The organism is Flavobacterium sp. (assembly GCF_044341265.1).
In the GTDB taxonomy this organism is placed as follows: domain Bacteria; phylum Bacteroidota; class Bacteroidia; order Flavobacteriales; family Flavobacteriaceae; genus Flavobacterium.
In genome coordinates, this window is the sequence record NZ_JBIISA010000007.1 from 73013 (window position 1) to 96543 (window position 23531).

The following is a 23531-nucleotide window of genomic DNA, read 5'->3' on the forward strand; positions in this document are numbered from 1 at the left end:
TTATCCCATATTTAAACTTTTTTTAATTATGTAGCACAACTATGCAATGAAAAAAAGTTTAAATCTGAAACAAAAACCCTAATTTTTCGCTTCAATCAAAAAAGTATAAATGACTTAAAATTCTTAATTCATCTCTAAACTATGCCTAAAAAAAGTACAATTCAGGTAGAAAAAGTAAATGAACACATTGTTAGTTGGTTAAAAACTTATGCTAATAACGCAAAAGTAAATGGTTTTGTTGTAGGGATTTCTGGTGGAGTTGATTCTGCGGTAACTTCTACTCTATGCGCGCAAACTGGCTTAACAACATTATGTATTGAAATGCCAATTCATCAAGCTGAAAATCAAGTTAGTAGAGGACGTGAACACATTGAGCAATTGATGAAACGATTTCCGAATGTGAGTCGTGCTGAAGCAAATTTAACTCCGATTTATGATAGCTTTAAAACAGAAATGCCAGTCAGTGAAAATGAAGTAAAGTATAATTTATCATTAGCCAATACTAGAGCGCGTTTAAGAATGACAACTTTATATTATTTTGCTGGAATCCATGGCTTATTGGTTGCTGGAACAGGAAATAAAGTAGAAGATTTTGGTGTTGGATTTTATACAAAATATGGCGATGGTGGCGTTGACTTGAGTCCGATAGCCGATTTGATGAAAAGTGATGTTTATGCACTAGGAAGCTATTTAGAAATTCCAAAATCTATACAAAGTGCAGCTCCAACAGATGGTTTATTTGGTGATAATCGAACTGATGAAGACCAACTTGGCGCAAGTTATGACGAATTGGAATGGGCAATGCTTGAGGACGAAAAAGGAAGCAAATCGGAAGACTTTACTGGTCGAGAAAAAGAAGCCTTTGATATATATAAACGATTAAATTTCTTAAACCAGCACAAGATGAACCCAATACCAGTTTGTGAGGTTCCAAATGACTTGAAATAATATTTTAACATTGATTCACAATTGTTTGCATTTTTTTTGTAACTTTACAATAAGATTTTAAATCTTTTATTAAAAAATTAAAATTATGATAAATGTTTGTCTTGCCGATAATTACCCAGTGGTTCATTATGGCGTAAAATCATATTTTAAAGATCATCCAGAAATTAGTGTGGTCTCAAATGTTGGAAATTTCTTTATGGTTCCTGATGCTTTGAGGAATAAAGAAATCAATGTTTTAGTAATAGATCTAGAACTTGACGGATTGAAAAGTATCTACGAATTAAAAGCAATAATTAAGAATTTTCCTAATACTAAAGTTTTAGTTTTTACGAGCTTAAACGAGCAAATTTATGCTCCCAACGCTATAAAAGCAGGAGTTGCTGGTTTTGTACATAAATCTTCCAAATTAGAGACTCTAGGAACTACAATTATTAGAGTTCACCAAGGAATTGTTATGCTTAGTGATAGTATTAAAAGAAATTTAGCTTTGATTGCTAAACAAAATAAAAGTGAACGTCTTTACAGAAAATTATCTAACAGAGAAATTGAAGTACTACGTTACTTGTGTGACGGAAAGAAAAACAATGAAATTTCGAAGGTTTTAGGACTAAACGAAAAAACAATTTCAACATACAAACTAAGACTTTTACAAAAACTAAATGTTACTAATTTAGTAGATTTAGTTAATAAAGCGAAGACTTTGGATATCGTTTAATTTTATATTAGATTTTAGATATTAAATATTAGATACAATGCTCAAATTTCAATAAGAAATTTGAGCATTTTTAATTATGTCTAGAAATAACTCTTCCTAATTTTTTGGAGAACATATTGGTTAATCCTAAATAGTCAACTACCATAGATAGTGTTTCTGAATTATCAACTTCGGTTTCTTGCGTTACAGATGATTTTAATTCGTCTATAATTTTATTTACTAAAAACCATCTTAAGGTTAGAATGGTTTCTGAAACGTATTGACTTATGGTTTTGTCTTTTGCTTTTACAAAAATGTTTTTAGCTTCCCAATTGTGTAATGATTCTCGCTCGTCATTCATAAGAATTGACGTTACTTCTTGCGATAATTCTGGTGGTAATTGGGATAAATATTTCTCTAATTCAAAGGTTTCATTCTGATTAAAATAGGTAATCAAATCATCGTAAATACTTTTGAATAATGGATTGGCAAGTTCGGTTTCATCTTCTTGCAAACTCAGAAAAATGCGTTGATACACTTTATATCTGTTCATTTCTTTTACCTCAACCATTTCACCTTTCTCATTTGCTTTAAGCAAAACATCTTCAAACTCATCTTCTACATTTCCGTAGATTAAAAGAATCTCTATGATTTTTTGTTCCAATTCATATTGAATGTCAATATTGGCAGCAACGACAGGATTTTCATTTTTTACAACTTCAAAAGCGGTTTGTTCTTCTTTTAGTTTTTTGCCTAAATCGGAAATGTCTTTTTTGACTAATTGTGCTAAAGTATTGAATAAAACATCTTCAGAAATATCCATAATTCTGGAGGTTTCTTTAATGTAAACTTCTCTTTTTATTCTATCTGGAATTTTGGAAATACTAGCAACCATATCGCGAATTAAATCGGCTTTCTTGATAGGATCATTCTTGGCATCTTTCATTAAAAGTGACGCTTTGAATTGGATAAAATCCATAGCATTATCTTCAAAATACTGAATCAAATCTTGCAAAGGCGTTTTTTTGGCAAAACTATCTGGATCTTCACCATCTGGAAAAGTACAAACTCTAACGTTCATTCCTTCCTCCAAAATTAAATCAATTCCACGAATAGAAGCGCGCAAACCTGCAGCATCACCATCAAAAAGAACAGTAACATTTTTCGTCAAACGATTAATTAATCTAATTTGATCTGGTGTTAAAGCGGTTCCAGAAGAAGAAACTACGTTTTCAATTCCAGCTTGATGCATTTGAATTACATCAGTGTAACCTTCTACTAAATAGCAATTATCTTGTTTGGCAATAGCTTGTTTGGCGTGAAATATTCCGTACAAAACTTTACTCTTGTGGTACAAATCGCTTTCTGGTGAATTTAGATATTTGGCTGCTTTTTTGTCGTTAGTTAAAATTCGGCCACCAAAACCCAAAACTCTTCCGCTCATAGATTGAATTGGAAACATCACACGACCTTTGAATCGATCAAATTGTTTGTCTTCACCAACAATTGTTAGTCCAGTTTTTTCTAAAAACTCTAACTTATAGCCTTTTCCGAGAGCTTCTTTTGTAAGCGCATCCCATTGATTTGGAGAATATCCTAAGCTGAATTTCTTTATAGTATCATTAGTAAATCCACGTTCTTTAAAATAAGAAAGTGCTATTGCTTTTCCTTCTTCGGAATTGAGCAACATGTCTTGAAAATATTTAGAGGCAAATTCTGAAACTAGAAACAAACTTTCTTTTTCGTTTGCCACAACTTTATCTTCCTCTGAAAGTTCGGTTTCTTCAACTTCAATATTGTATTTTTTTGCTAAAAATCGGATAGCTTCTGGATAGGTAAACTGCGAATGCTCCATCAAAAAAGCTATGGCATTACCACCTTTTCCTGACGAAAAATCTTTCCAAATTCCTTTGGCAGGCGAAACCATGAACGAAGGCGAACGCTCATCAGAAAACGGACTCAATCCTTTAAAGTTACTTCCGGCGCGTTTTAATTGTACAAAATCACCGATAACTTCCTCTACTCGAGCAGCTTCGTAAACTTTATCTATGGTTTCTTTGGTTATCAATTTTGGATTTTTAGATTTTTAGATTTTTGGGAAATCATAAAAATTGTATTGTGTAAAAATACATATTTTTTTAATAAAAGAGACGCGATAAATCGCGCCTCTACAAATATAACTAACCCAACAAATTTTTAATTAAAATCGAAACGTACTCCTAAAGAAACATTATTTTGTTTTACAACATTATCCTGAAATATTGGATTCAAATCGTATTTCAAATATAAACTTGTTTCTCCGTAACCTAAATATGTACTCAATCCGTAGATGAAATTACTTGCATTAAAGTCGCCTTTTGCCTTTTCATCATAGTCAATATCGTCGATTTTATATTCTGTTTTTTGTTTTGATTTAATTCTAACTCCTGCATAACCTCCAATTCCAAAACGAAGCCTTTCATGAGTTCTAAAATAAGTTTTCCCATCTTTTTCTTTTTTCTTAGTAAAATCAAATTCTAAATGCAATGGCGCTACTAAATACACATTTCTAAATCGAGAACTTTTTAAATCAATTGTGCTGGTTTGCAATGTTGTTTGATTACCATTTACAGCAAAAACTCTATTTTCTGTTGGTCTCAAATCGTTGTACATTACTGATGCTCCATATTTCAAATGTAATAAGTTGTCATTTTTAAATAATCTTGAATTATAAGAGAAACCCCATTCGTAAAAACGTGAACCAGCAAATTTAAAATCTGAATTCTCTACAGAACCATCTGTAACTACATTATTTAAACCTAGAGCAAAAACAAATTGAGATGTTGTTCTTCGTTCTCTATATTCATAATGTTTTTTTCTTCTAACAGAATCGTTTTCATAAGTTAGAACCAATCTTTTGCCTATTCTTACAGTTGATGAATCAGTAGTCTTTGAATCAGCTATTTTCCCATTTACTTTCTGTTGAACTAAATCTTTTAATTCTTCTTGGGCAACAGCAACACGGTTTTCAATAATTGTTGCTCTAGCTTGTGCTAAATCTTTCTTTTTTGCATCGGCTTGCTCTTTAGTAATTGAACCATTTTCTAATTGAACGTTGACTGCTTCAACCTCTGATTTAAGAGTTGCTTTTTCTTCTTTTGTAATGTTTTCTATCTTGTTTGCAATAGCCTTTGCTTTGCTCTCAAATGTTTCTTGTGCTACCATTTTGCTCGCAAAAAGGCATAGTAATAGTGCTAAGTAAATTGTAAAATTTCTCATGATTTCTAATTTGTTAAGTGATTAATTGATGATTTTATTCTTGATTTCTATTGGCAAGTGCCACTTTTACTTCTTGGTAATTTTTACCGATTCTATTGATTACCTTTTGTCTGAATGTTTGTTCTAATTCTCCGTCGACTTGAGATAACAAACTGTTGGCGTTTACTTTAACTTTTGCGTTAGCTTCTTTTTTTGAAGTTTTTTCTACTGATGCTAATAAATCATCCACGTTGACAGCGACTTTTTTTGGTATTTCAATTTTCTCTTGAGAAATGATTCTTGGCATATCTTTCTGAGCGATGATTTCAGTAGCTTGATATTCGATTTCTTTCTCTTTGTTGATGATTGGATTAACTCCTGTTTTTTGATTATTTTGATTGAAACTCTCTGATGATTTTTTGTTAATTATTTGTGGTTTATTGTTTATTACTGCAACTTGTTCTTCTTGTTGATTTGCTATTTCGTTTGTGAAATTTTGTTTTGTGATAATTGAATCTTTTTGTTCTTTATTGTTTTCAACTTCTTTAGTAACAATTTGGTTGTCAGTTCCAGAAACTTCTTCTTTTTGATTTATAAAAAACAAACCAACAGACAGAAAAACCAAAATGCTTGCAGCAATTCCAATAAATTGGAATGACAGAAATGGAAAACGCTTTGTTTTTTTTTCTTCTGCAACAGAAAGCATGGCGTCTAGTCTATCCCAAGACATTTCGCTGGGCTGTATTTCTCGAGAATTTAACTTCTCTTTTATTTGGGTTTCTAATTTATTCTGTGCCATTTTCATAATTTTTTAATTTGCTTATGTTGTTTTGCAACATTTTTCTAGCATGTGATAATTGCGATTTTGATGTTCCTTCATTAATTCCGAGCATTTCTGAAATTTCTTGGTGCTTATATCCTTCAATCGCATAAAGGTTGAACACCATTTTATATCCGTCAGGTAAATTGTCTATTAAAAATTGAATGTCTTCAACAGAAAACTGACTTTCTATGTTATTGAAACTTTCTTCGAAATAATTCTCATCCTCAATAAACTTTACTTTTTTCTGAACTCTGATATAAGAAATACATTCATTTATCATTATTCTTCTTATCCAACCTTCAAAACTTCCTTCGTGTTTGAAATTTTTTAAATTGGTGAAGACTTTCATAAAAGCAGTAATCATTATGTCTTCAGCTTGATGTAAATCTTTAATATACTTCCTACATACACTTAACATTTTTGGAGAAAATTTAGAATAAATCTTGTGTTGCGCATGACGATTATTCTCGACAGCCAATTCGATTAATTCTTTTTCTTCTTGATGTAAGTTGATCACTTTCATTTTAGATTATTAGACTTCTTAGAATATTAGATTTTCAGATTACTTAAGTCTTCTATTAGCATAGACGAATGTAGTTGCAAAATGGTTGCATCAAAAGTAAATTTTTTTGAAAAAAAATAATTGTAAAATTGTAAATGCCAATAAAATCAATACTTTACAAATGAAATAAAATTATTTTTTTCTTTCAATAACGTAGTTTACCATTAAGGTCAAACTATCTTTATAGGTAGAATTTGGGAAGTTTTGTATTAAAGTAAGAGCTTCCTGTTGGAATTGTGCCATTTTTTGTTCGGCGTAAGTAAGTCCGTTTTTGTCTTTTACAAATTGGATGACTTCTTTAACTCGCTTTTTGTCTTTATTGTGGTTTTTTATGGAGTTGATGCACCAACTTTTTTCTTTATCGGAACAATTATTTAGAGCATAAATTAGTGGTAGCGTCATTTTTTGTTCTTTGATGTCAATTCCTGTTGGTTTTCCTATAGCTTCATCAGTATAATCAAATAAGTCGTCTTTTATTTGAAAAGCCATTCCGATAAGTTCGCCAAATTTACGCATAGTTTCAACTTGAGCTTCATCTTCTGAAACCGAACGAGCTCCTAGTGCACAACAAGCTGCAATAAGTGTAGCTGTTTTTTGGCGGATGATTTCGTAGTAAATATCTTCAGTAATATCTAAACGTCTTGCTTTTTCAATTTGAAGTAATTCGCCTTCACTCATTTCACGAACAGCAACGGATATTATTCGAAGTAAATCGAAATCGCCATAATCTATAGAAAGCAACAAACCTTTTGAAAGTAAATAATCTCCAACAAGGACTGCTATTTTGTTTTTCCAAAGTGCGTTTATTGAGAAAAAACCTCTTCTTCTATTACTATCATCAACAACATCATCGTGAACCAAAGTTGCGGTGTGAATCAATTCAATTACACATGCGCCACGATAGGTTCTTTCTTCAACACTTCCACCAGAAATCATTTTTGCAGTTAAGAAAACAAACATTGGTCGCATTTGTTTTCCTTTTCTGTTTACAATATAATAGGTGATTCTATTTAACAACGCTACTTTAGAAGACATCGATTCGTAGAACTTTTTCTCGAAAAGCTCCATTTCTTGCAGAATAGGTTGTTTTATTTGTGAAGTAATATTCATTGGTTTCAAAGGTAGTTAAATTGAAAATACTTCACAAAAGATGGTGTTAAGCTTATAAAAAATTTATGATTTGTTGGCTAATTGACCACAAGCGGCATCTATATCTTTACCGCGACTTCTTCTTACTTTTGCAACAATATCATATTTAGAAAGCTCTTTGATGTAAAGATTTATAGCTTCATCTGATGCTTGTTGGAATTCGCCATCATCAATGGGATTGTATTCGATAAGATTGACCTTACAAGGAACATACTTACAAAATTTTACCAAAGCATCAACTGCTTCTTTATTATCGTTTATCCCTTTCCAAACTACATATTCGTAGGTGATTTTGCTTTTGGTTTTTCTGTACCAATATTCTAAAGATTCACGCAAATCTGCTAATGGAAAATTAGAACTAAACGGCATAATTCGAGCACGAACCTCATCTATTGCTGAATGTAAAGAAACTGCCAATTTGAATTTCACTTCGTCATCAGCCATCTTCTTAATCATTTTAGGAATTCCTGAAGTTGAAACCGTAATTCGTTTTGGTGACATTCCTAAACCTTCATCTGAAGTAATCATGTCTATGGCTTTGATTACGTTGTTATAATTCATCAAAGGCTCTCCCATTCCCATAAAAACTATATTAGAAAGTGGTCGGTTATGATAAATTTTACTTTCGTTATCAATTGCAAGAACTTGGTCGTAAATTTCGCCTGGTTCTAGATTTCTCATTCTTTTTAGTCGAGCAGTCGCGCAAAAATTACAATCTAAACTACAACCAACTTGCGACGAAACACAAGCTGTAGTTCTAGTATTTGTTGGAATTAAAACTGATTCTACAATTAAACCATCGTGAAGTCGGACGGCGTTTTTCACCGTGCCGTCTTCGCTTCTTTGCATCGTGTCGACTTTGATATGATTAATTACAAAATTTGCTTCAAGCATAGCACGAGTTTCTTTGGAAACATTAGTCATATCTTCAAATGAATGTGCTCCTTTGCTCCAAAGCCATTCATAAACTTGATTTCCTCGAAAAGCTTTATCGCCATTGGCAACAAAAAAATCACGAAGTTGTTCTTTAGTTATAGTTCGAATGTCTTTTTTCTCAATCATGGTGCAAAGGTAAAACAATTTGTTGATTTGGTCATTTGTCTATTGTAATTTGTAATTTTGCATAAAATAGAGCATCATGCATTTCATATCAGAAGAATTAGAAAATTACGTTGAGCAACATTCACAAAACGAACCTGAATTGTTGGTAAAACTATTTAAAGAAACCCATCAAAAAATATTACAACCTAGAATGTTGAGTGGACATTTTCAAGGTAGAGTCTTGAGTATGTTGTCAAAAATCATTAATCCAAAAAACATTCTAGAAATTGGAACGTATACTGGTTATGCAGCTTTGTGTTTAGCTGAAGGCATTCAAAAAGAAGGCACATTAGACACAATAGACGTAAAAGAGGAATTGGTGTCTATACAACAAAAATACTTTGATTTATCACCTTGGAAAGGACAAATCATAACACATCTTGGTGATGCTTTAGAAATTATTCCTACTTTAAATAAAAAATATGATTTGGTTTTTATTGATGCTGACAAAGAAAACTACATCAATTATTTCAACATGATTGTTCCAATGATGAATAAAGGCGGAATTATTTTATCTGATAATGTACTTTGGAGTGGAAAAGTCTTAGAAGAACTGAATCCGAAAGATATGAGTACTAAAATACTTTTGGAATACAATCAATTAGTTAATAACGATGAAAGGGTCGAAACCGTTTTACTTCCTATTCGTGATGGTTTGACTGTTTCTAGAGTTTTGTAAAATTATTTTAAGCCATTATTTATCATTTTTAAATCCTTAATTTTCACATTTAACAGGAAAAAAAACTTTGTCATCATCAAGAAAATAACTCATATTAAAACGATTACTTGTTTCATATAATTGATCCCAAGTTATTGAATCATTAAAATTTTCAACTTTTTCTTTTGGAATAAAAATTACTAAGATTCGTTTTTTTCTATCTGAGTCCATACCAATATAACCTCTGTAATAATTAGAAAAATCTATTTTAAGAATATGTTTTGGAAGGTATAAAGTATCACCTGCGTTTATTTCTTTTATAACTTTCTGCAATGTATTTTCAAATGCAATAATTTCTTTTTTGTCGGCAATAAATTCTCCTGATCCCTTTGCAATGGAGTTTTCTCCAAAAATAATTCCTTTTGAAAATGGAGTTTCAATTATAATATTTTCTTGAGCAAACATTATTTGAGACAACAATATAAATACTATTTTTAAAGATGAGTTCATAGGAAAATTGCTAACTTTTATAAGACTTATAATTTTAGTAATTACTCTTATTCGTGATGGCTTGACTGTTTCTAGAGTATTTTAATCCTTTAAAATATACTTCTGATATATTTTATAGAAAACAAATCCGAAAGTAGCTCCAAAAGCGTATCCTGTTAGAATGTCTGTTGGAAAATGTAGTCCGAGATAGATTCTACTGAATGCAAATATTAGCGGAAATAAGAATAGCAACAAGGCATATTTGTAATATCTTCTAATTATTAAAAATACAAAAACAGTTGTAGCCATTGAATTGGTTGCATGTCCAGAAAAGAAACTATAGGAATCACTTGGTTTCACAATTCTAATGATGTTTTTCAAATCTAAATCATTACAAGGACGCAATCGTTGAAAATGATTTTTAAAAAAATTGGAAGTTTGATCGCTTACTAAAATTAACAATGCGATGAATACCAAAGCTATTAGAAAGTTTTTCCAACCTATTTTCTTTGCTAAAAAATAAAAAATTAGAAGAAAATAAGGCGTCCAATAGACTTGTTTAGTTATTATCAACCAAAATCCATCAAACGATTCGGAGCCTAATCCGTTTAAGAAGACCAATAAATCTTTATCTATCGCAATGATTTTTTCGAGCATTACCTTTGTCTTTTTATAGGTCCGGTTAGACTTTCTAAATCTTCTTTAATTTCATTGATACCCGAAGTGGCATCAGTTAAAGTATTAGAAGTAAAATCTGGTGGAGTAACCGAAACACTTTCTTTTACTTTATCTACTTCTTCAGTAAAAGAAGATGTCACTTGCTTAAAAGAGGAATTTATTTCTTCAACATCGGCACTCTTTTGAATTTCAGTTTTAATTTCATTCGTGGCGTGCTTTAAATTGGCCATAACTTTTCCAAAGGTTCTTGCTGCTTCTGGTATTTTGTCTGTTCCAAAAAGCATAAGAGCTATAAAAATGATGAAAATTAATTCGCCTCCACCTATTCCAAACATATTCTTTTCTTTTTATTGATTTGCAAAGTTACAAAGTTCTTAGTCAAATTTAGATTTTACTTCTGCTTTTGGCCAAGTATTATTTGCTGTATCAACATCTGCAGTTTCTAATTTTGGATCAAGAACAATTTTAGTAATTACTTTTTGTGTTGCAAAAGTTCTACTTACTTCTTTATCATTCATTCTCCAAATCTGTGCTGGGAATTTTTGAATTTCAGTTGTACCATCTTCAAAAGTTAATTCAACGATAATTGGCATTACCAAACCACCAGGTTTATCAAAAGTTACTTGATAGAAATACTTTGGATCTTTCAATTTTGCTTTCTCTTCAGCAGAAAAAGTTTTATTCACATACTCATCAAGAGCTTGAAAATCTTTAATTTGAAAAGGTTTATTCATTTCTGGCTTGTAATCTTCACTTCCGTCTGCAACCATATAAACCATTGGTCCAGAATTTGAATTTCTACGACGTCTTTTCTTCATAAACTCTTCTACTTCTTTAGTTGGTTCATTACTTACAAAGAATTTTTTAACTTCTTTTATTCCGATGTCATTATTATCTGTTGTATAAAACCATCCTCTCCAAAACCAGTCTAAATCAAACGCCGAAGCATCTTCCATAGTTCTAAAGAAATCTTCTGGTGTTGGATGCTTAAATTTCCATCTGTTTGCATAAGTTTTAAAAGCATAATCAAATAATTCTCTACCCATAACTGTTTCACGAAGAATATTCAATCCTGCAGCTGGTTTTCCGTAAGCATTATTTCCAAATTGACGAATACTTTCAGAATTTGACATAATTGGTTCAAGACCTTTTTGATCGCCACTCATGTAAGGAACGATATTTTTTGCTGGACCTCTATCTGCCGGAAAGTTTGGGTCCCATTCCATCAAAGCCATGTATTCCATAAATGAATTCAATCCTTCATCCATCCAAGTCCATTGACGCTCATCAGAATTTACAATCATTGGAAAGTAATTATGACCAACTTCATGCACAATTACACTTATCATTCCGTTTTTAACTCTATCAGAATATTTACCATCTGCATCTGGTCTTCCCCAGTTCCAACAAATCATTGGATACTCCATTCCTTGATCTTGTGCGTGAACAGAAACTGCTTTTGGATAAGGATAATCAAACGTATGATTAGAATAACTTTTTAAAGTATGTGCAACTGCTCTAGTAGAATATTCACCCCAAAGCGGATTTCCTTCTTTTGGATAAACTGAAACTGCCATTGCTGTTTTAGAATTTAATTTGACAGCCATTGCATCATAAATGAATTTTCTTGAAGTAGCAATTCCGAAATCACGAACGTTTTCTGCTTTGAATTTCCATGTTTTTTTCTTTTCAGAGAAACCTTTTTCTGCTGCTTCAGCTTCTTCTTGAGTAACTACTACAACTGGTTTGTCAAAAGTCTTTTCTGCTGTTGCTAGTCTAGCAAGTTGAGCTGCTGTAAAAACTTCTTGTCTGTTTTGTAAAGTTCCTGTCGCTTCCATTATGTGATCTGCAGGAACAGTGATATTAACTTCAAAATTTCCAAAAGGAAGTGTGAATTCTCCTGAACCCCAAAACTGTTGATTTTGCCAACCTTCTACATCATTATAAACTGCCATTCTTGGATAAAACTGAGCTAGAATGTACAAGTTATTTCCGTCTTTATCAAAATGTTCGTATCCAGAACGTCCGCCATCTAACAAATAGTTGTTGATGTTGTACCACCATTTTATTGAAAAGGTAATTTTTTCTTTATGCTTTAAAACTTTTGGTAATTCAATACGCATCATTGTTTGATTGATGGTGTATTGCATTGGTTTGCCTGTAGCATCCTTTACAAATTCAATATTGAAACCTCCATCAAATTTTTCTTCTAAGTATTTTCTTGAAAATCCTTGAACTCCCATTGTAGGATCCGTCTTTTCTCCATTTACAAGTGGCGAAAGCGATTTTCTAGATTGTTGATTTTGATCCAATTGTAACCATAAATAATCTAATGATTCCTTAGCGTTATTTGTATAAGTAATAGTTTCTTGACCATATAATTTGGTATTTTTATCATCCAATTCAACATTGATTTTATAATCGGCTTGTTGCTGATAATATTCTGGACCTGGTGCTCCAGATGCTGTTCGATACATATTGGGAGTTGCCAATAAATCATACATTTGTTTGAATTTATCTGGATTTCTCTCGGAAGATGGAGTTGCTTTTGGCGCTTCTTGAGCAAAGCTTCCTACTGTGAACAACAATAAACCAAAGTTTAAAATAGCATAATTGAATTTCATATGAAAATATTATTTGTTTTTTTGGTACATATGTATCGCTATTTTTATTGGTGTTTGCTTTCGCAAACGTTTTGTAGATGGCGATTTCATACCTAAAATAATTTAAGGCATAAAAGTAACTTTTTTTGATATAACTATAAGGTATTGGAATTATTTTAACATTCCTTTAAAGTTTTCTGAAGTAAGAAGCAAACTTTGCTTTTCTCCATTGATATTGGCTTGAATTATATTTTGTTGCTCCTCATTCAATTCCATCAAGGCACTATTCTCAATCGCTACTGAAGAAATTTTTGGTAAATCTTTTACACTAAAATAACATATTACAACATTGCCATCAATATCTTTGCTCAGATAATTTATAGTTTTAGAAACTCCATTTACTTTAATTATAAACTTTTCTGCAAAGTATTTTTTTAAGAAAACTTCATCTTCAGGAGTTTCGTTTTCTAAAGCAAAATAGGTTCTTTTTTTAAATTTTTTCTCCAAAGCATCGTTTACATCATCAATAAATAATCTGCTTGTAATTTGAATCATTTTCTTTTTTGGGGCATAATTCACTTGATATATAGATACGTAAAATTTATGGATTGCCATTGAAGACAAACCAAAGAATAAAGCCAAAAACAAAGTAATTCTAAATGCTTTTATCATAATTCAAAAGTAGTGATTTTATCTTTCTATTTTTCTGAATGCTTCACTTTTTGCAATCATAAACTCCATTAAAGATAATGAATTGCTAATTTCAAAAAGTTGCTTTTCATTGATTTCCTCTGAAAAACAAAAATCTATAAATAGTAGTTTATCTGTTTTTGCAATTTTTAAAGTCTTTTCAAAAAAATCATCCGAAAATCTTTTCTTAATCTCTGTTTGAAACTCTTCCAAATCAACTTTATTTTCAACATAAATCTTTTTTGAACTGCTTCCGAATAAATCGGCAATTAATTTTCCAACTTTAATCAAATCTACAGAAGCTACATTACTTGTAGGTGGCATAAACATATTTTCTGCTCTAGGTTTCACTCCAGTAATTTCAACATTCGACCAATCAATCGGTTCTAATTCAACTTTAAAAGCAGGTTTAACCTTTATTCTCTTGGCATCATAAACCAAATCACCTGAAAGTTTGTATGGACCAATTTTTACTTCATCTAATTGATTTACTTTTTCTGTAATATGAATTTTCAATATCATTTCTTCAAAATCGGATGATTTCACAACAATTTGTTTGGTTTCAAAAGCAACACCAGTAATCATAATAACATCGTCTTCTTTTGCAAAAATGGTAAACTGTCCTAAATCGTCTGTAATCACAACTGTTTCGGCAGTAATGTTGGTAACTGTTACTCTTTCTACTGGAATTGAATCAGAAACGATTAAAGCTCTCAATATTTTAACTCTTTCTTTTTGGGAAAATGAAACTAGTGAAAATAAAAAGAATACAATTAGTAATTTATTTTTTATAGACATAAAATTATGGTTTTACAGCTATCAAATCTTTATAGATAACGGCTAATTCATTCATAATAAAAGTAGCCATTGTTTTATTTTTAGCTTTTAATGCTTCTACAAATTTAGCATCTTCAACTATATAATATTGAAATCCTTTGACAAAATCTTTAGGAATCTTTAGCGTTTCTGTAAAATATTCTGCTTCATACAAATTTTCAATTTTTGATAACATTGTCTCTTTTTTCTCCACCTCAACTTCCTTTTTAAGTTGTTTGGTTCTTCCTGTTATAGCATTCAATATTGGATTCAGAGGAACTAATCCTGAACCTGTTGTAGCTTCATGCAATTTTCTTTCTGCTGGAGTATAATGTTTAGTTTTAGAAGAAATTATACCCAATGAAACTGCATTAATATCTTTATACTCATTAATCTTAACTTCATCTAAAATCCTTATAAACGTTTCCATTTTTACAAATAGAAGCTCTTTATTAAAATCCTCTTCTTTCAAAGTAATTTTCAAACTCTTAAACTGTACTGCTGTAAACATTATCGTATCTCCAACACTTGCATTTATAGAAAAATAGCCACCTCGTTCAGTTAAAGTAGATTTTTCTGTCTTCAAATTAACAATGTAAATGCTTTCCAAGTCATTATAATCTGCCGTTACTTTTCCATTGATTTTTTTAGACGCTGGAGTAACTTGCCCATTTGACAATTGCATCATTAACAAAAAGAGAAACAGTATTCTTATTTTCGACAAAACTATTATTTAACGTTAAATTCTTGGGTAAAAGTATTTTAAAGTCATCCAAAAAATTAGCCAACACTATTGTAAATTTATGTTAATTATTAATTTGTAAATTTGAGGAAAATTATTCTTTTTTAAAGAACCTATTCCAACAATAAACTTAAGTCAATACAATAAAATACTATGAAAAAACTTATTATTGCAAGTACTTCAACGCTTCATGGAGGAGAATATCTAGACTATTTACTTCCAACTTTAGAAAATCATTTTAAAAATTGTGATACTATCATTTTCATACCTTATGCTCGTCCAGGAGGCATGACACATGATGAATATACAGAAAGAGTAGCAATTGCCTTTTCAAAAATAAATAAGAAAATTATAGGATTACATACTTTCGGAAATCCTATAGAAGCTATAGAAAATGCTGAAGGAATTTTTACCGGTGGCGGAAATACATTTCTTTTAGTCACGCAGTTATATGAAAACGATGTTATGCAAACTCTTTCCAATGTTATTGAAAGCGGAACACCTTATTTAGGCTCAAGTGCTGGTAGTAACATAACAGGAATATCGATGCAAACTACTAATGATATGCCTATAATATATCCACCAAGCTTTAAAACATTAGGAGCAATTCCATTTAATTTAAATCCACATTATTTAGATCCAAATTTACAAAGTAAGCACATGGGTGAAACTCGTGAAACACGTATAAAAGAATTTCATGCTTTCAAAACAACTCCAGTCTTAGGATTAAGAGAAGGCAGTTGGCTTGATGTAAAAGGTGAAAAGATACTATTGAAAGGGAATTTAACTGCTAGATTATTTAGGCAAAACCAAGTTCCTGAAGAAATAAATCCTGAAACAGATTTGGCTTTTTTAGGAAATTAAAAGAATAAAAAAAACCTCTAACGTTAATTAGAGGTTTTACAGAGCGGAAGACGAGGCTCGAACTCGCGACAACCAGCTTGGAAGGCTGGAGCTCTACCAACTGAGCTACTTCCGCATTACAAAAAAAGAATATGATGTTCTTATTTTGTGAGTGCAAATATATAGCATTTGTTTGTTTTGATGCAAATTTTTTTTGAAAAATTTTTGTGTAGAAAAAATTTTACAAATCTAAGCTGGTCTAAAAGTTTTATTATTAATTTGTTATCATTTAATTTGCATTGAAATTTTTTATGAAAGAGATTAAAAAAATCAGCTCAAGAGACACTTTTTTGGTTCGTCATCCTATTTTAAGAGAAGGAAAACCAATTGAAAGTTGTCAATTTGATGGAGATGATTTAGAAACAACAACTCATTTTGGATTATTTATTGACAAAAATATAACAGGAGTACTATCTGTTTTTAAAAATAATAATGTTATATTTAATTCTGAAAATCAATTCCAAATAAGAGGAATGGCTATTCTAAAGGATTTTCAAAGGAAAGGCTTTGGTGATGAACTAATTAAACATGCTGAAGAGTATGTTAAAAGTCAGTTTGGAAAATTAATCTGGTTTAATGCTCGTGAAAGTGCTGTTCCATTTTATGAAAAATTGGGTTACATTAAAATTGGAGAGCCATTTTATATTGCCGATATTGGAATCCATTATAATATGAAAAAAGAAATTGGCTAATGCCTATGAATAAATTTTACATTTTAATTCTACTTATCGTTTTTTCAAGTTGCAAAAGAAACATTTCAAACGAATCTTCTGCAGAGGCCTCTTTTATTGACTTTTCTTTTTTTGGAGATGATAGAATTAAAATTGACTCAACTTTAATTAATACTTCTAAAGACGAAGATTTTAAAGCTTTTTATAAAAAATTCAACTACGAAACTGCTTGGAATACAAAAGAACACAGAGATTTCATTATTAATGAAATTAGCAAAGCTGAAAATGAAGGTTTAGAATCAAAAGACTATAATTATGAAACTTTAAAATCATTTGAAACTAAATTTGAAGACCTTCCAGATTCTACAATCGTAAAATATGATTTACTTCTAACTTCAAGCACACAACTTTATGTAAATCACATCAGTAAAGGAAAGTTAAATCCGAAAAAACTTTATAAAGATTGGGATTTAGAAGAAAAAAAAATAAATATAAATGAGATACTTTATGATTGTATTGACAACAATAACTTCAGTAAAGCCATTGAAAACTGTAAACCCAATCACATCATTTATAAAAAACTAAAAAACTGTTTAAAATTATTACAACAATTTCCAGAGGAAACAACCTATGAATTGATTGATCTTAGGGAAAGAATTGTGCCTAATAAAAAAAACAAATACGTGCCTATCGTCAAGAAAAGATTAATGTATTGGGGTGATATGGTTGAAAAAGACACTGTTTTGTCTACTGTATATGATAAAAAAACTCAAGAAGCAGTAAAAATATTTCAAGCTAGACATGGGCTAAGACCAGATGCTGTAATTGGAAGAAGCACTATTGATGCTCTAAATTATTCTAGAAATCAAAGAATAGAACAAATCGTTGTAAATATGGAGCGTTGGAGATGGTTTGCTCACGATTTTGGAAATCATTATCTCTTGATAAATATTCCAGATTATAGTATTGTTGCCGTAAAAGAAAATGACACTACACAAACGCAAAGAATTGTAGTTGGAAAAGACACTCGCCCAACACCAATTTTAGAATCTAAAATATCTAATATCAATTTAAACCCTAATTGGACAGTTCCTCCAACAATTCTAAAAGAAGATATTTATCCCGAAGCAGAAAAAGACAGAGGTGTTTTTAGAAAAAAAGGATTGAAAATTTTTGACAGAAAAAATAATGAAGTAAGTCCTTGGTCCTGGAAAAAAGAAGACGCAAACAAATATAAATATGTTCAAGATCCTGGAAGAAACAATTCACTTGGATCAATGAAAATTAATTTCCCAAATAGATATTCTGTTTATCTTCACGATACTAACCATAGAGATTACTTTGCTTTCTCATATCGTTCTTTAAGTTCTGGATGTGTACGTTTAGAGAAACCATTAGAAATGGCAAGTTACATAATAAATGACACTACAAAATGGTCGTTAAAAAGAATTAAAGACACTACAGATATTAAATATTACTATAAACTACAAAAAGCTAAACAAAAAGAAATTGACAAAATCAATGCTAAAATACTGGCCAAAAACCCAAATTTTGTAATTGAAAAGAAAAACCTTCCGAAACCAGAATTAAAAACCATTGTTATTAAAATTGATGAAGATGTGTTTATTCATCAACTATATTGGACTGCATGGGAAACAGATGGAATTTTAAATTTTAGAGAGGATATTTATTGTCTTGATGCTAATTTGTACTCCAAATTAAGATATTAATTTAGAATTGTTTACATAACTTCTAGAAGGATGATAAATAAACAGACACGATTTGTTCTTTATTGTCTGAATAATTTTTTTACTCAATTCAATAGGAACTGCTGGACAACCTTGGCTTCTACCCAACCTTTTGTGATTTCTAATAAAAGTTTTAGACACATAATCTGCGCCATGAATTACTACAGCTCTTTTTCTAGCATTGTCATTTATTCCTTTTTCTAAACCATCTAATTTTAAAGACAAGCCGTGTTTTCCTCTATAAACTTCTCCAGTTGAAAAAAAACCTAAACTACTTCTATAAGATTCATTCTTATTTGAAAATTTGCTAGCATAATCATTTCCTGAATTCTTACCATGCGCTACTAAAGTATTTAGTAAAATTTCATGAGTATTCATATCAATAATCCACAATCTCTTTTCCTTTGAACTCAGGCTAAAGTCAATAATAGTCAAGATATCTTTTTTGATCATTCCTTTATTTTTCAAAAGTTGATATCCTTCAAAAGCCCTAGAAAAACTTTCTAAATTTGGCAACTTAAAATTATTAGTTTCTAAAGAATTATAGACACTAGTAACTTTATTGACTCTAGAAATTTTCGCATATTTTTTGGGTGCAATTTCTTTTTTATGGGGCGATAAAAAAGAAACAACAACAAACAATGCTGTGTAAAAAACAGTAATAAAATTCATTCTTAAGTAGGTTATTTAAAAAGCAAACATACTAAACCTAATTTCTATTATCAAATTAATTTGACAAAAAATACCGATTAAATGCATTTTTTAACGATTAAAAAATATTTTAATAATAATTTGTAGTAATTTTCTTTTATTTATAATTTTTTCAAAATTAATATTTAATTAGATAAGAATTCTATTACAATTAGTATTGCGTAATAATTATAAAGATTTATATTTGCCTAGTTAACAAAAAGATAATGTTTAAAGAAAAGTTTATTTTTTCCTTTATAAGTTTAATAGTAATGACTTTGGGTTATTCTCAAGTTCAGAAAAAGACTTTGCAAACAAAATTTTGTACTGAAAAAATTACCATTGACGGAAAATTTGACGAACCAATTTGGAAAACTGCAGCAATTGCTTCAGACTTTATAATGATTGCACCCAATAATGGTGATCCAGAAAAAAAAAATAGACGGTCAGAAGTTAAAATAGTTTATGATAATGAAGCTATTTATGTGGCTGCTACAATGTACGATGACGAACCTAAAAAAATTTTAAGAGAGCTTACAGCACGGGATGATTTTGGATCCGCTGATCATTTTGGAATATTTTTCAATGGTTATAATGATGGCCAACAAGAATTTCGTTTTTATGTGAGCGCTGCTGGTGTTCAACAAGACTGTGTTTACACAGAGGCTAATGGAGAAGATTTTAGTTTAAATTCTATTTGGGATAGTAAAACAAGTATTACAGATTATGGATGGACTATAGAATTAAAGATTCCTTATGCGGCGCTTCGTTTTTCTGATGAAAAAAAACAAACTTGGGGATTAAATATGTATCGTGAGGTATATAGAGACCGTTTTCAATATTCTTGGAATTTAATTGATATTAATTTACAAACAGAAGCCAACCAAGCAGGAATTCTTGAAGGCATTGAAAACATTAAAACCCCTACTCGATTATTTTTAATTCCTTACACCTCTTATTATTTGAGTGGAAATGATTCTAACAAAACCAAAGGTGAATTTAAAGGTGGTTTTGACTTAAAATATGGTATAAACGATGCTTTTACACTTGATGCAATTCTTGTGCCTGACTTTGGCCAAGCTGCATTTGATAGAGTAGAGCTTAACCTTGGACCTTTCGAACAGCAATTTGCAGAAAATAGACCTTTTTTTACCGAAGGAACTGATTTATTTAATAAAGGAAATCTATTTTATTCTAGAAGAATTGGAGGTGAACCATCGGTACAACCAACATTATCATCTGATGAAGATTTTATTGAATATCCTTCTACAGTAAATTTATTAAATGCATTAAAAGTATCAGGTAGAACCAAAGGCGGATTAGGAATTGGAATTCTAAATGCTGTTACTGAAAAAACAGATGCTGTAATAAGAAATAATATCACTGGTGAAACAAGAAATGAATTAATAGAACCCTTGGCAAACTTCAACCTTTTTGTTTTAGACCAACGTTTTAGGCAAAATTCATCTGTTTCATTTATCAATACCAATGTTACAAGAAATGGTGAATATAGAGATGCGAATGTGTCTGCATTAATATATGATTTAAATACCAAGAAAAACACTTTTAATTTATCTGGTGATTATAAATTTAGCCACGTAAATGATTACCTTCTCGATAATAGAAATGGTTACAACACCTCAATAAATTTAGGAAAAACAAAAGGTAAATATCGCTATAGCGTTGGTAGCCAATATGTTTCAAATGAATGGGACAACAACGATTTGGGAATCAACTTTCAAACCAATTATCATGCTGTTTATGGTAATGCAAGTTACAGAATTATAAAACCTACAAAGACATTTAACACCTTAAATGTACAGTTAAATCTATATTCAGAATTCAACAATACGACAGGTAGTGTTCAAGAATCAAGTGCTAATTTAAATTTTAATTCTACCAACAAAAGAAATGATTATCATGGATTTGGTTTAAATACCAGACCAACTGCTGTTTACGATTATTATGAACCTCGTTCGGCAGACAATAGTAAATTCTTAATCGTTCCAAGAAGATTTGGAGGAAATTACTTTTTTTCATCAAATTATGCTAAAAAATTCGCTTTAGATTTTGGTCCGTCAATATCTTTTTTTGACGAAAAAGACCGACTAAACTTTAATTTACTTGTAAGTCCAAGATATCGCTTTTCAGATAAATTATTACTAATATATAGTTCTAGATTTTCAAGACAAGTAAACGATATTGGTTGGATAGATTTCGATAATTCGGATAACGCTATACTAGCAAAACGAAATAGAAATACCTATACTAACACATTGTCAGGAAAATACGCTATTAATGATTTAATAACTTTTAATCTTTCTATTCGTCATTATTGGAGTTACGCAATTAATAAAGAGATACTAACTCTTAAAGACGATGGCACTTTAGAAACCAATACAAATTACAACAAAAACAAAAACTCCAATTTTAATACCTGGAACATGGATTTATCCTTTTCTTGGTGGTTTGCTCCTGGTAGTCAAATGTCAGTGCTTTATCGAAATAACTCTTCACTATTTGCTAGAGAATTTAATAAAGAAATTGGTAGTAATTTTAGAGATTCTGTTAATCAAGAAAATCTTAATCATATTTTATCTGTAAGTATTCGCTATTTTATTGATTACAATTCTGCTAAAAACTGGTTTTCTAAAAAATAATTTTCTTGAGAAAACACTAAATCGTTTTCGTTATTTTTCAAATAAATTTACCTCCAACTTTTCATTTCAGCTATTGCAAATGCATATCTTTGTGTAAAATACTATCACAATGAACAAAAAAGTAATACTGATGATTCTTGATGGTTGGGGAAAATCTCCAGACCCAAAAGTATCGGCAATAGATAACGCTAATGTGCCTTTTATAAACAGTTTATATACAAAATATCCAAACGCACAACTTAGAACTGATGGATTAAACGTTGGCTTACCAGAAGGTCAAATGGGAAATTCTGAAGTTGGTCACATGAATCTTGGCGCAGGACGAATTGTATATCAAGATTTAGTAAAAATAAACTTAGCTGTTGAAAATAAAACATTACACAACGAACCAGAATTAGTTGCTGCATTGCAATATGCTAAAGAGAACAACAAAGCTGTTCATTTATTAGGATTACTATCTGATGGTGGAGTGCATTCGCATACATCACACTTGCGCGGATTAATTGATGCTTCGCAAGAATTTGGTTTAGATAAAGTTTACATTCATGCTTTCACCGATGGTCGTGATGTTGACCCAAAATCGGGTTCTTTGTATCTTGAAGACTTGAATAATTATATTTTCAATACCAAAGCAAAACTAGCTTCTGTTGTAGGAAGATATTATGCAATGGACAGAGATAAACGTTGGGAACGTGTAAAATTAGCTTACAATTTGTTAGTAAACGGAACAGGAAAACATTCTAAAGATGCTGTTTTGAGCGTTTTAGAAAGTTATAAAAACAATATTACTGATGAGTTTATTGACCCAATTGTAATGGTTGATAGCGATGACAAACCAATTGCTACCATTCAAAATGATGATGTTGTAATTTTCTTCAACTTCAGAACCGATAGAGGTCGAGAGTTAACCGAAGTACTTTCTCAAGAAGATTTCCACGAACAAAATATGCATAAATTGAATTTGTACTATGTCACAATGACCAATTATGATGATACCTACAAAAATGTACATGTGATTTATGACAAAGATAATTTGACAGAAACACTTGGAGAAGTTTTAGAAAAAGCAGGAAAAACTCAAATACGTATTGCGGAAACTGAAAAATATCCTCACGTAACCTTCTTCTTTTCAGGCGGAAGAGAAATTCCGTTTGTTGGCGAAACTAGAATTTTAAGAAATTCACCAAAAGTAGCTACTTACGATTTACAACCGGAAATGAGTGCTTTCGAATTAAAAGATGCTTTGGTTCCTGAACTTAAAAAAGGTGAAGTTGATTTTGTATGCTTGAATTTTGCCAATGGTGACATGGTTGGACATACAGGTGTAATGGAAGCTGCTATAAAAGCTTGCGAAGCTGTTGATGCTTGTGTAAAAGAAGTGGTTAAAACTGCTTTAGAAAACAACTACACTACTATTATCATTGCAGACCACGGAAATTGTGAAACTATGATTAATCCTGATGGATCTCCAAATACAGCACATACAACGAATCCGGTGCCAATTATTTTAGTTGATAAAGAATTAAAAACTATTCATAATGGCGTTTTAGGTGACATCGCTCCTACTATTTTAGAATTAATGGGAATTGAAAAACCAGCAGTTATGACACAGCATTCGTTGCTATAAAATAAAAAAACAACCCTTGTTTTAATTAAGAGATTCATTTTT

The 23531-nt window shown here is 30.7% G+C and carries 22 protein-coding genes and 1 tRNA gene; 8 read left to right on the top strand and 15 right to left on the bottom strand.

Going from position 1 to position 23531, the window contains the following annotated elements:
* Positions 1–141: 141 nt before the first annotated feature.
* Both nadE and ACIQ06_RS05120 read left to right on the top strand, forming a co-directional pair.
* On the top strand, positions 142–948 hold the full coding sequence (nadE, locus tag ACIQ06_RS05115) for an NAD(+) synthase (protein WP_396144190.1): 807 nt from the start codon (positions 142–144) through the stop codon (positions 946–948).
* Positions 949–1033: 85 nt separating this feature from the next.
* A complete protein-coding gene (locus ACIQ06_RS05120; protein ID WP_298304682.1) occupies positions 1034–1663 on the top strand; it encodes a response regulator transcription factor in 630 nt (209 codons plus the stop codon).
* Positions 1664–1733: 70 nt separating this feature from the next.
* On the opposite strand, the gene dnaG is transcribed toward ACIQ06_RS05120, so the two are convergent.
* From dnaG to rlmN, 6 genes are all read right to left on the bottom strand, one after another.
* Positions 1734–3710 (bottom strand): DNA primase, encoded by a 1977-nt coding sequence (gene dnaG, locus ACIQ06_RS05125; protein ID WP_396144192.1) that lies wholly within the window; start codon positions 3708–3710, stop codon positions 1734–1736.
* A 128-nt stretch (positions 3711–3838) separates the two neighbouring features.
* Positions 3839–4900, bottom strand: coding sequence for a hypothetical protein (locus ACIQ06_RS05130; RefSeq protein WP_396144193.1), 1062 nt, complete (start codon positions 4898–4900; stop codon positions 3839–3841).
* Positions 4901–4934: 34 nt separating this feature from the next.
* Positions 4935–5678 (bottom strand): hypothetical protein, encoded by a 744-nt coding sequence (locus tag ACIQ06_RS05135; protein ID WP_396144194.1) that lies wholly within the window; start codon positions 5676–5678, stop codon positions 4935–4937.
* A complete protein-coding gene (locus tag ACIQ06_RS05140; protein WP_396144195.1) occupies positions 5665–6225 on the bottom strand; it encodes an RNA polymerase sigma factor in 561 nt (186 codons plus the stop codon). The genes ACIQ06_RS05135 and ACIQ06_RS05140 overlap by 14 nt, the downstream gene beginning before the upstream one ends.
* 171 nt (positions 6226–6396) lie before the next feature.
* A complete protein-coding gene (locus ACIQ06_RS05145) occupies positions 6397–7374 on the bottom strand; it encodes a polyprenyl synthetase family protein (RefSeq protein WP_396144196.1) in 978 nt (325 codons plus the stop codon).
* A gap of 63 nt (positions 7375–7437) precedes the next feature.
* Positions 7438–8475 (bottom strand): 23S rRNA (adenine(2503)-C(2))-methyltransferase RlmN, encoded by a 1038-nt coding sequence (gene rlmN, locus ACIQ06_RS05150; RefSeq protein WP_396144197.1) that lies wholly within the window; start codon positions 8473–8475, stop codon positions 7438–7440.
* 76 nt (positions 8476–8551) lie between these two features.
* On the opposite strand from rlmN, the gene ACIQ06_RS05155 reads away from it, so the two are divergent.
* Positions 8552–9193, top strand: a complete 642-nt coding sequence (locus tag ACIQ06_RS05155) for an O-methyltransferase (RefSeq protein ID WP_396144198.1) — start codon at positions 8552–8554, stop codon at positions 9191–9193.
* Between the two features lie 36 nt (positions 9194–9229).
* Here the strand turns inward: ACIQ06_RS05155 and ACIQ06_RS05160 are convergent, their stop codons facing one another.
* The 7 genes from ACIQ06_RS05160 to ACIQ06_RS05190 form a co-directional block, all read right to left on the bottom strand.
* Entirely contained in the window at positions 9230–9682 is a 453-nt protein-coding gene (locus tag ACIQ06_RS05160) for a hypothetical protein (protein WP_396144199.1), read from the bottom strand.
* Positions 9683–9763: 81 nt separating this feature from the next.
* Positions 9764–10318, bottom strand: a complete 555-nt coding sequence (locus ACIQ06_RS05165; protein ID WP_396144200.1) for a phosphatase PAP2 family protein — start codon at positions 10316–10318, stop codon at positions 9764–9766.
* On the bottom strand, positions 10318–10674 hold the full coding sequence (locus ACIQ06_RS05170) for a twin-arginine translocase TatA/TatE family subunit (protein WP_298304652.1): 357 nt from the start codon (positions 10672–10674) through the stop codon (positions 10318–10320). Before ACIQ06_RS05170 ends, ACIQ06_RS05165 begins: the two co-directional genes overlap by 1 nt.
* Positions 10675–10713: 39 nt before the next feature.
* On the bottom strand, positions 10714–12963 hold the full coding sequence (locus ACIQ06_RS05175) for a M1 family metallopeptidase (protein WP_396144201.1): 2250 nt from the start codon (positions 12961–12963) through the stop codon (positions 10714–10716).
* A gap of 150 nt (positions 12964–13113) precedes the next feature.
* A complete protein-coding gene (locus tag ACIQ06_RS05180) occupies positions 13114–13614 on the bottom strand; it encodes a DUF6702 family protein (RefSeq protein ID WP_396144203.1) in 501 nt (166 codons plus the stop codon).
* An 18-nt stretch (positions 13615–13632) separates the two neighbouring features.
* Positions 13633–14430: a hypothetical protein gene (locus ACIQ06_RS05185; protein ID WP_396144204.1), complete on the bottom strand. Its 798-nt coding sequence runs from the start codon at positions 14428–14430 to the stop codon at positions 13633–13635.
* A gap of 4 nt (positions 14431–14434) precedes the next feature.
* Positions 14435–15172: a hypothetical protein gene (locus ACIQ06_RS05190; RefSeq protein ID WP_396144205.1), complete on the bottom strand. Its 738-nt coding sequence runs from the start codon at positions 15170–15172 to the stop codon at positions 14435–14437.
* A gap of 171 nt (positions 15173–15343) precedes the next feature.
* Between ACIQ06_RS05190 and pepE the strand changes: the two genes are divergently transcribed.
* Entirely contained in the window at positions 15344–16054 is a 711-nt protein-coding gene (gene pepE, locus ACIQ06_RS05195; protein ID WP_396144206.1) for a dipeptidase PepE, read from the top strand.
* A 42-nt stretch (positions 16055–16096) separates the two neighbouring features.
* On the opposite strand, the gene ACIQ06_RS05200 is transcribed toward pepE, so the two are convergent.
* Positions 16097–16169: transfer RNA gene (locus ACIQ06_RS05200), tRNA-Gly, on the bottom strand.
* Between the two features lie 175 nt (positions 16170–16344).
* Here ACIQ06_RS05200 and ACIQ06_RS05205 point away from each other — a divergent pair.
* Both ACIQ06_RS05205 and ACIQ06_RS05210 read left to right on the top strand, forming a co-directional pair.
* On the top strand, positions 16345–16785 hold the full coding sequence (locus ACIQ06_RS05205) for a GNAT family N-acetyltransferase (RefSeq protein WP_396144207.1): 441 nt from the start codon (positions 16345–16347) through the stop codon (positions 16783–16785).
* 5 nt (positions 16786–16790) lie between these two features.
* Entirely contained in the window at positions 16791–18494 is a 1704-nt protein-coding gene (locus ACIQ06_RS05210) for a murein L,D-transpeptidase (RefSeq protein ID WP_396144208.1), read from the top strand.
* Here ACIQ06_RS05210 and ACIQ06_RS05215 read toward each other — a convergent pair.
* Positions 18483–19184 carry a murein L,D-transpeptidase catalytic domain family protein gene (locus ACIQ06_RS05215; protein ID WP_345092963.1) on the bottom strand — a complete coding sequence of 234 codons (702 nt, stop codon included), beginning with the start codon at positions 19182–19184 and terminating at the stop codon, positions 18483–18485. The two genes, ACIQ06_RS05210 and ACIQ06_RS05215, sit on opposite strands and share 12 nt — an antisense overlap.
* 245 nt (positions 19185–19429) lie before the next feature.
* On the opposite strand from ACIQ06_RS05215, the gene ACIQ06_RS05220 reads away from it, so the two are divergent.
* Both ACIQ06_RS05220 and gpmI read left to right on the top strand, forming a co-directional pair.
* Positions 19430–21862 (top strand): DUF5916 domain-containing protein, encoded by a 2433-nt coding sequence (locus ACIQ06_RS05220; protein ID WP_396144209.1) that lies wholly within the window; start codon positions 19430–19432, stop codon positions 21860–21862.
* 109 nt (positions 21863–21971) lie between these two features.
* On the top strand, positions 21972–23489 hold the full coding sequence (gene gpmI, locus ACIQ06_RS05225; RefSeq protein WP_396144210.1) for a 2,3-bisphosphoglycerate-independent phosphoglycerate mutase: 1518 nt from the start codon (positions 21972–21974) through the stop codon (positions 23487–23489).
* Positions 23490–23531: the final 42 nt, after the last annotated feature.

Coding starts and splice junctions, on each gene's coding strand:
- ACIQ06_RS05220 (WP_396144209.1), top strand. CDS start 19,430: ATGTTTAAAGAAAAGTTTATTTTTTCCTTTATAAGTTTAATAGTAATG.
- ACIQ06_RS05135 (WP_396144194.1), bottom strand. CDS start 5,678: ATGGCACAGAATAAATTAGAAACCCAAATAAAAGAGAAGTTAAATTCT.
- nadE (WP_396144190.1), top strand. CDS start 142: ATGCCTAAAAAAAGTACAATTCAGGTAGAAAAAGTAAATGAACACATT.
- ACIQ06_RS05165 (WP_396144200.1), bottom strand. CDS start 10,318: ATGCTCGAAAAAATCATTGCGATAGATAAAGATTTATTGGTCTTCTTA.
- ACIQ06_RS05175 (WP_396144201.1), bottom strand. CDS start 12,963: ATGAAATTCAATTATGCTATTTTAAACTTTGGTTTATTGTTGTTCACA.
- ACIQ06_RS05180 (WP_396144203.1), bottom strand. CDS start 13,614: ATGATAAAAGCATTTAGAATTACTTTGTTTTTGGCTTTATTCTTTGGT.
- ACIQ06_RS05205 (WP_396144207.1), top strand. CDS start 16,345: ATGAAAGAGATTAAAAAAATCAGCTCAAGAGACACTTTTTTGGTTCGT.
- pepE (WP_396144206.1), top strand. CDS start 15,344: ATGAAAAAACTTATTATTGCAAGTACTTCAACGCTTCATGGAGGAGAA.
- ACIQ06_RS05170 (WP_298304652.1), bottom strand. CDS start 10,674: ATGTTTGGAATAGGTGGAGGCGAATTAATTTTCATCATTTTTATAGCT.
- ACIQ06_RS05145 (WP_396144196.1), bottom strand. CDS start 7,374: ATGAATATTACTTCACAAATAAAACAACCTATTCTGCAAGAAATGGAG.
- ACIQ06_RS05140 (WP_396144195.1), bottom strand. CDS start 6,225: ATGAAAGTGATCAACTTACATCAAGAAGAAAAAGAATTAATCGAATTG.
- ACIQ06_RS05160 (WP_396144199.1), bottom strand. CDS start 9,682: ATGAACTCATCTTTAAAAATAGTATTTATATTGTTGTCTCAAATAATG.
- ACIQ06_RS05210 (WP_396144208.1), top strand. CDS start 16,791: ATGAATAAATTTTACATTTTAATTCTACTTATCGTTTTTTCAAGTTGC.
- rlmN (WP_396144197.1), bottom strand. CDS start 8,475: ATGATTGAGAAAAAAGACATTCGAACTATAACTAAAGAACAACTTCGT.
- gpmI (WP_396144210.1), top strand. CDS start 21,972: ATGAACAAAAAAGTAATACTGATGATTCTTGATGGTTGGGGAAAATCT.
- ACIQ06_RS05130 (WP_396144193.1), bottom strand. CDS start 4,900: ATGAGAAATTTTACAATTTACTTAGCACTATTACTATGCCTTTTTGCG.
- ACIQ06_RS05155 (WP_396144198.1), top strand. CDS start 8,552: ATGCATTTCATATCAGAAGAATTAGAAAATTACGTTGAGCAACATTCA.
- ACIQ06_RS05215 (WP_345092963.1), bottom strand. CDS start 19,184: ATGAATTTTATTACTGTTTTTTACACAGCATTGTTTGTTGTTGTTTCT.
- ACIQ06_RS05185 (WP_396144204.1), bottom strand. CDS start 14,430: ATGTCTATAAAAAATAAATTACTAATTGTATTCTTTTTATTTTCACTA.
- ACIQ06_RS05120 (WP_298304682.1), top strand. CDS start 1,034: ATGATAAATGTTTGTCTTGCCGATAATTACCCAGTGGTTCATTATGGC.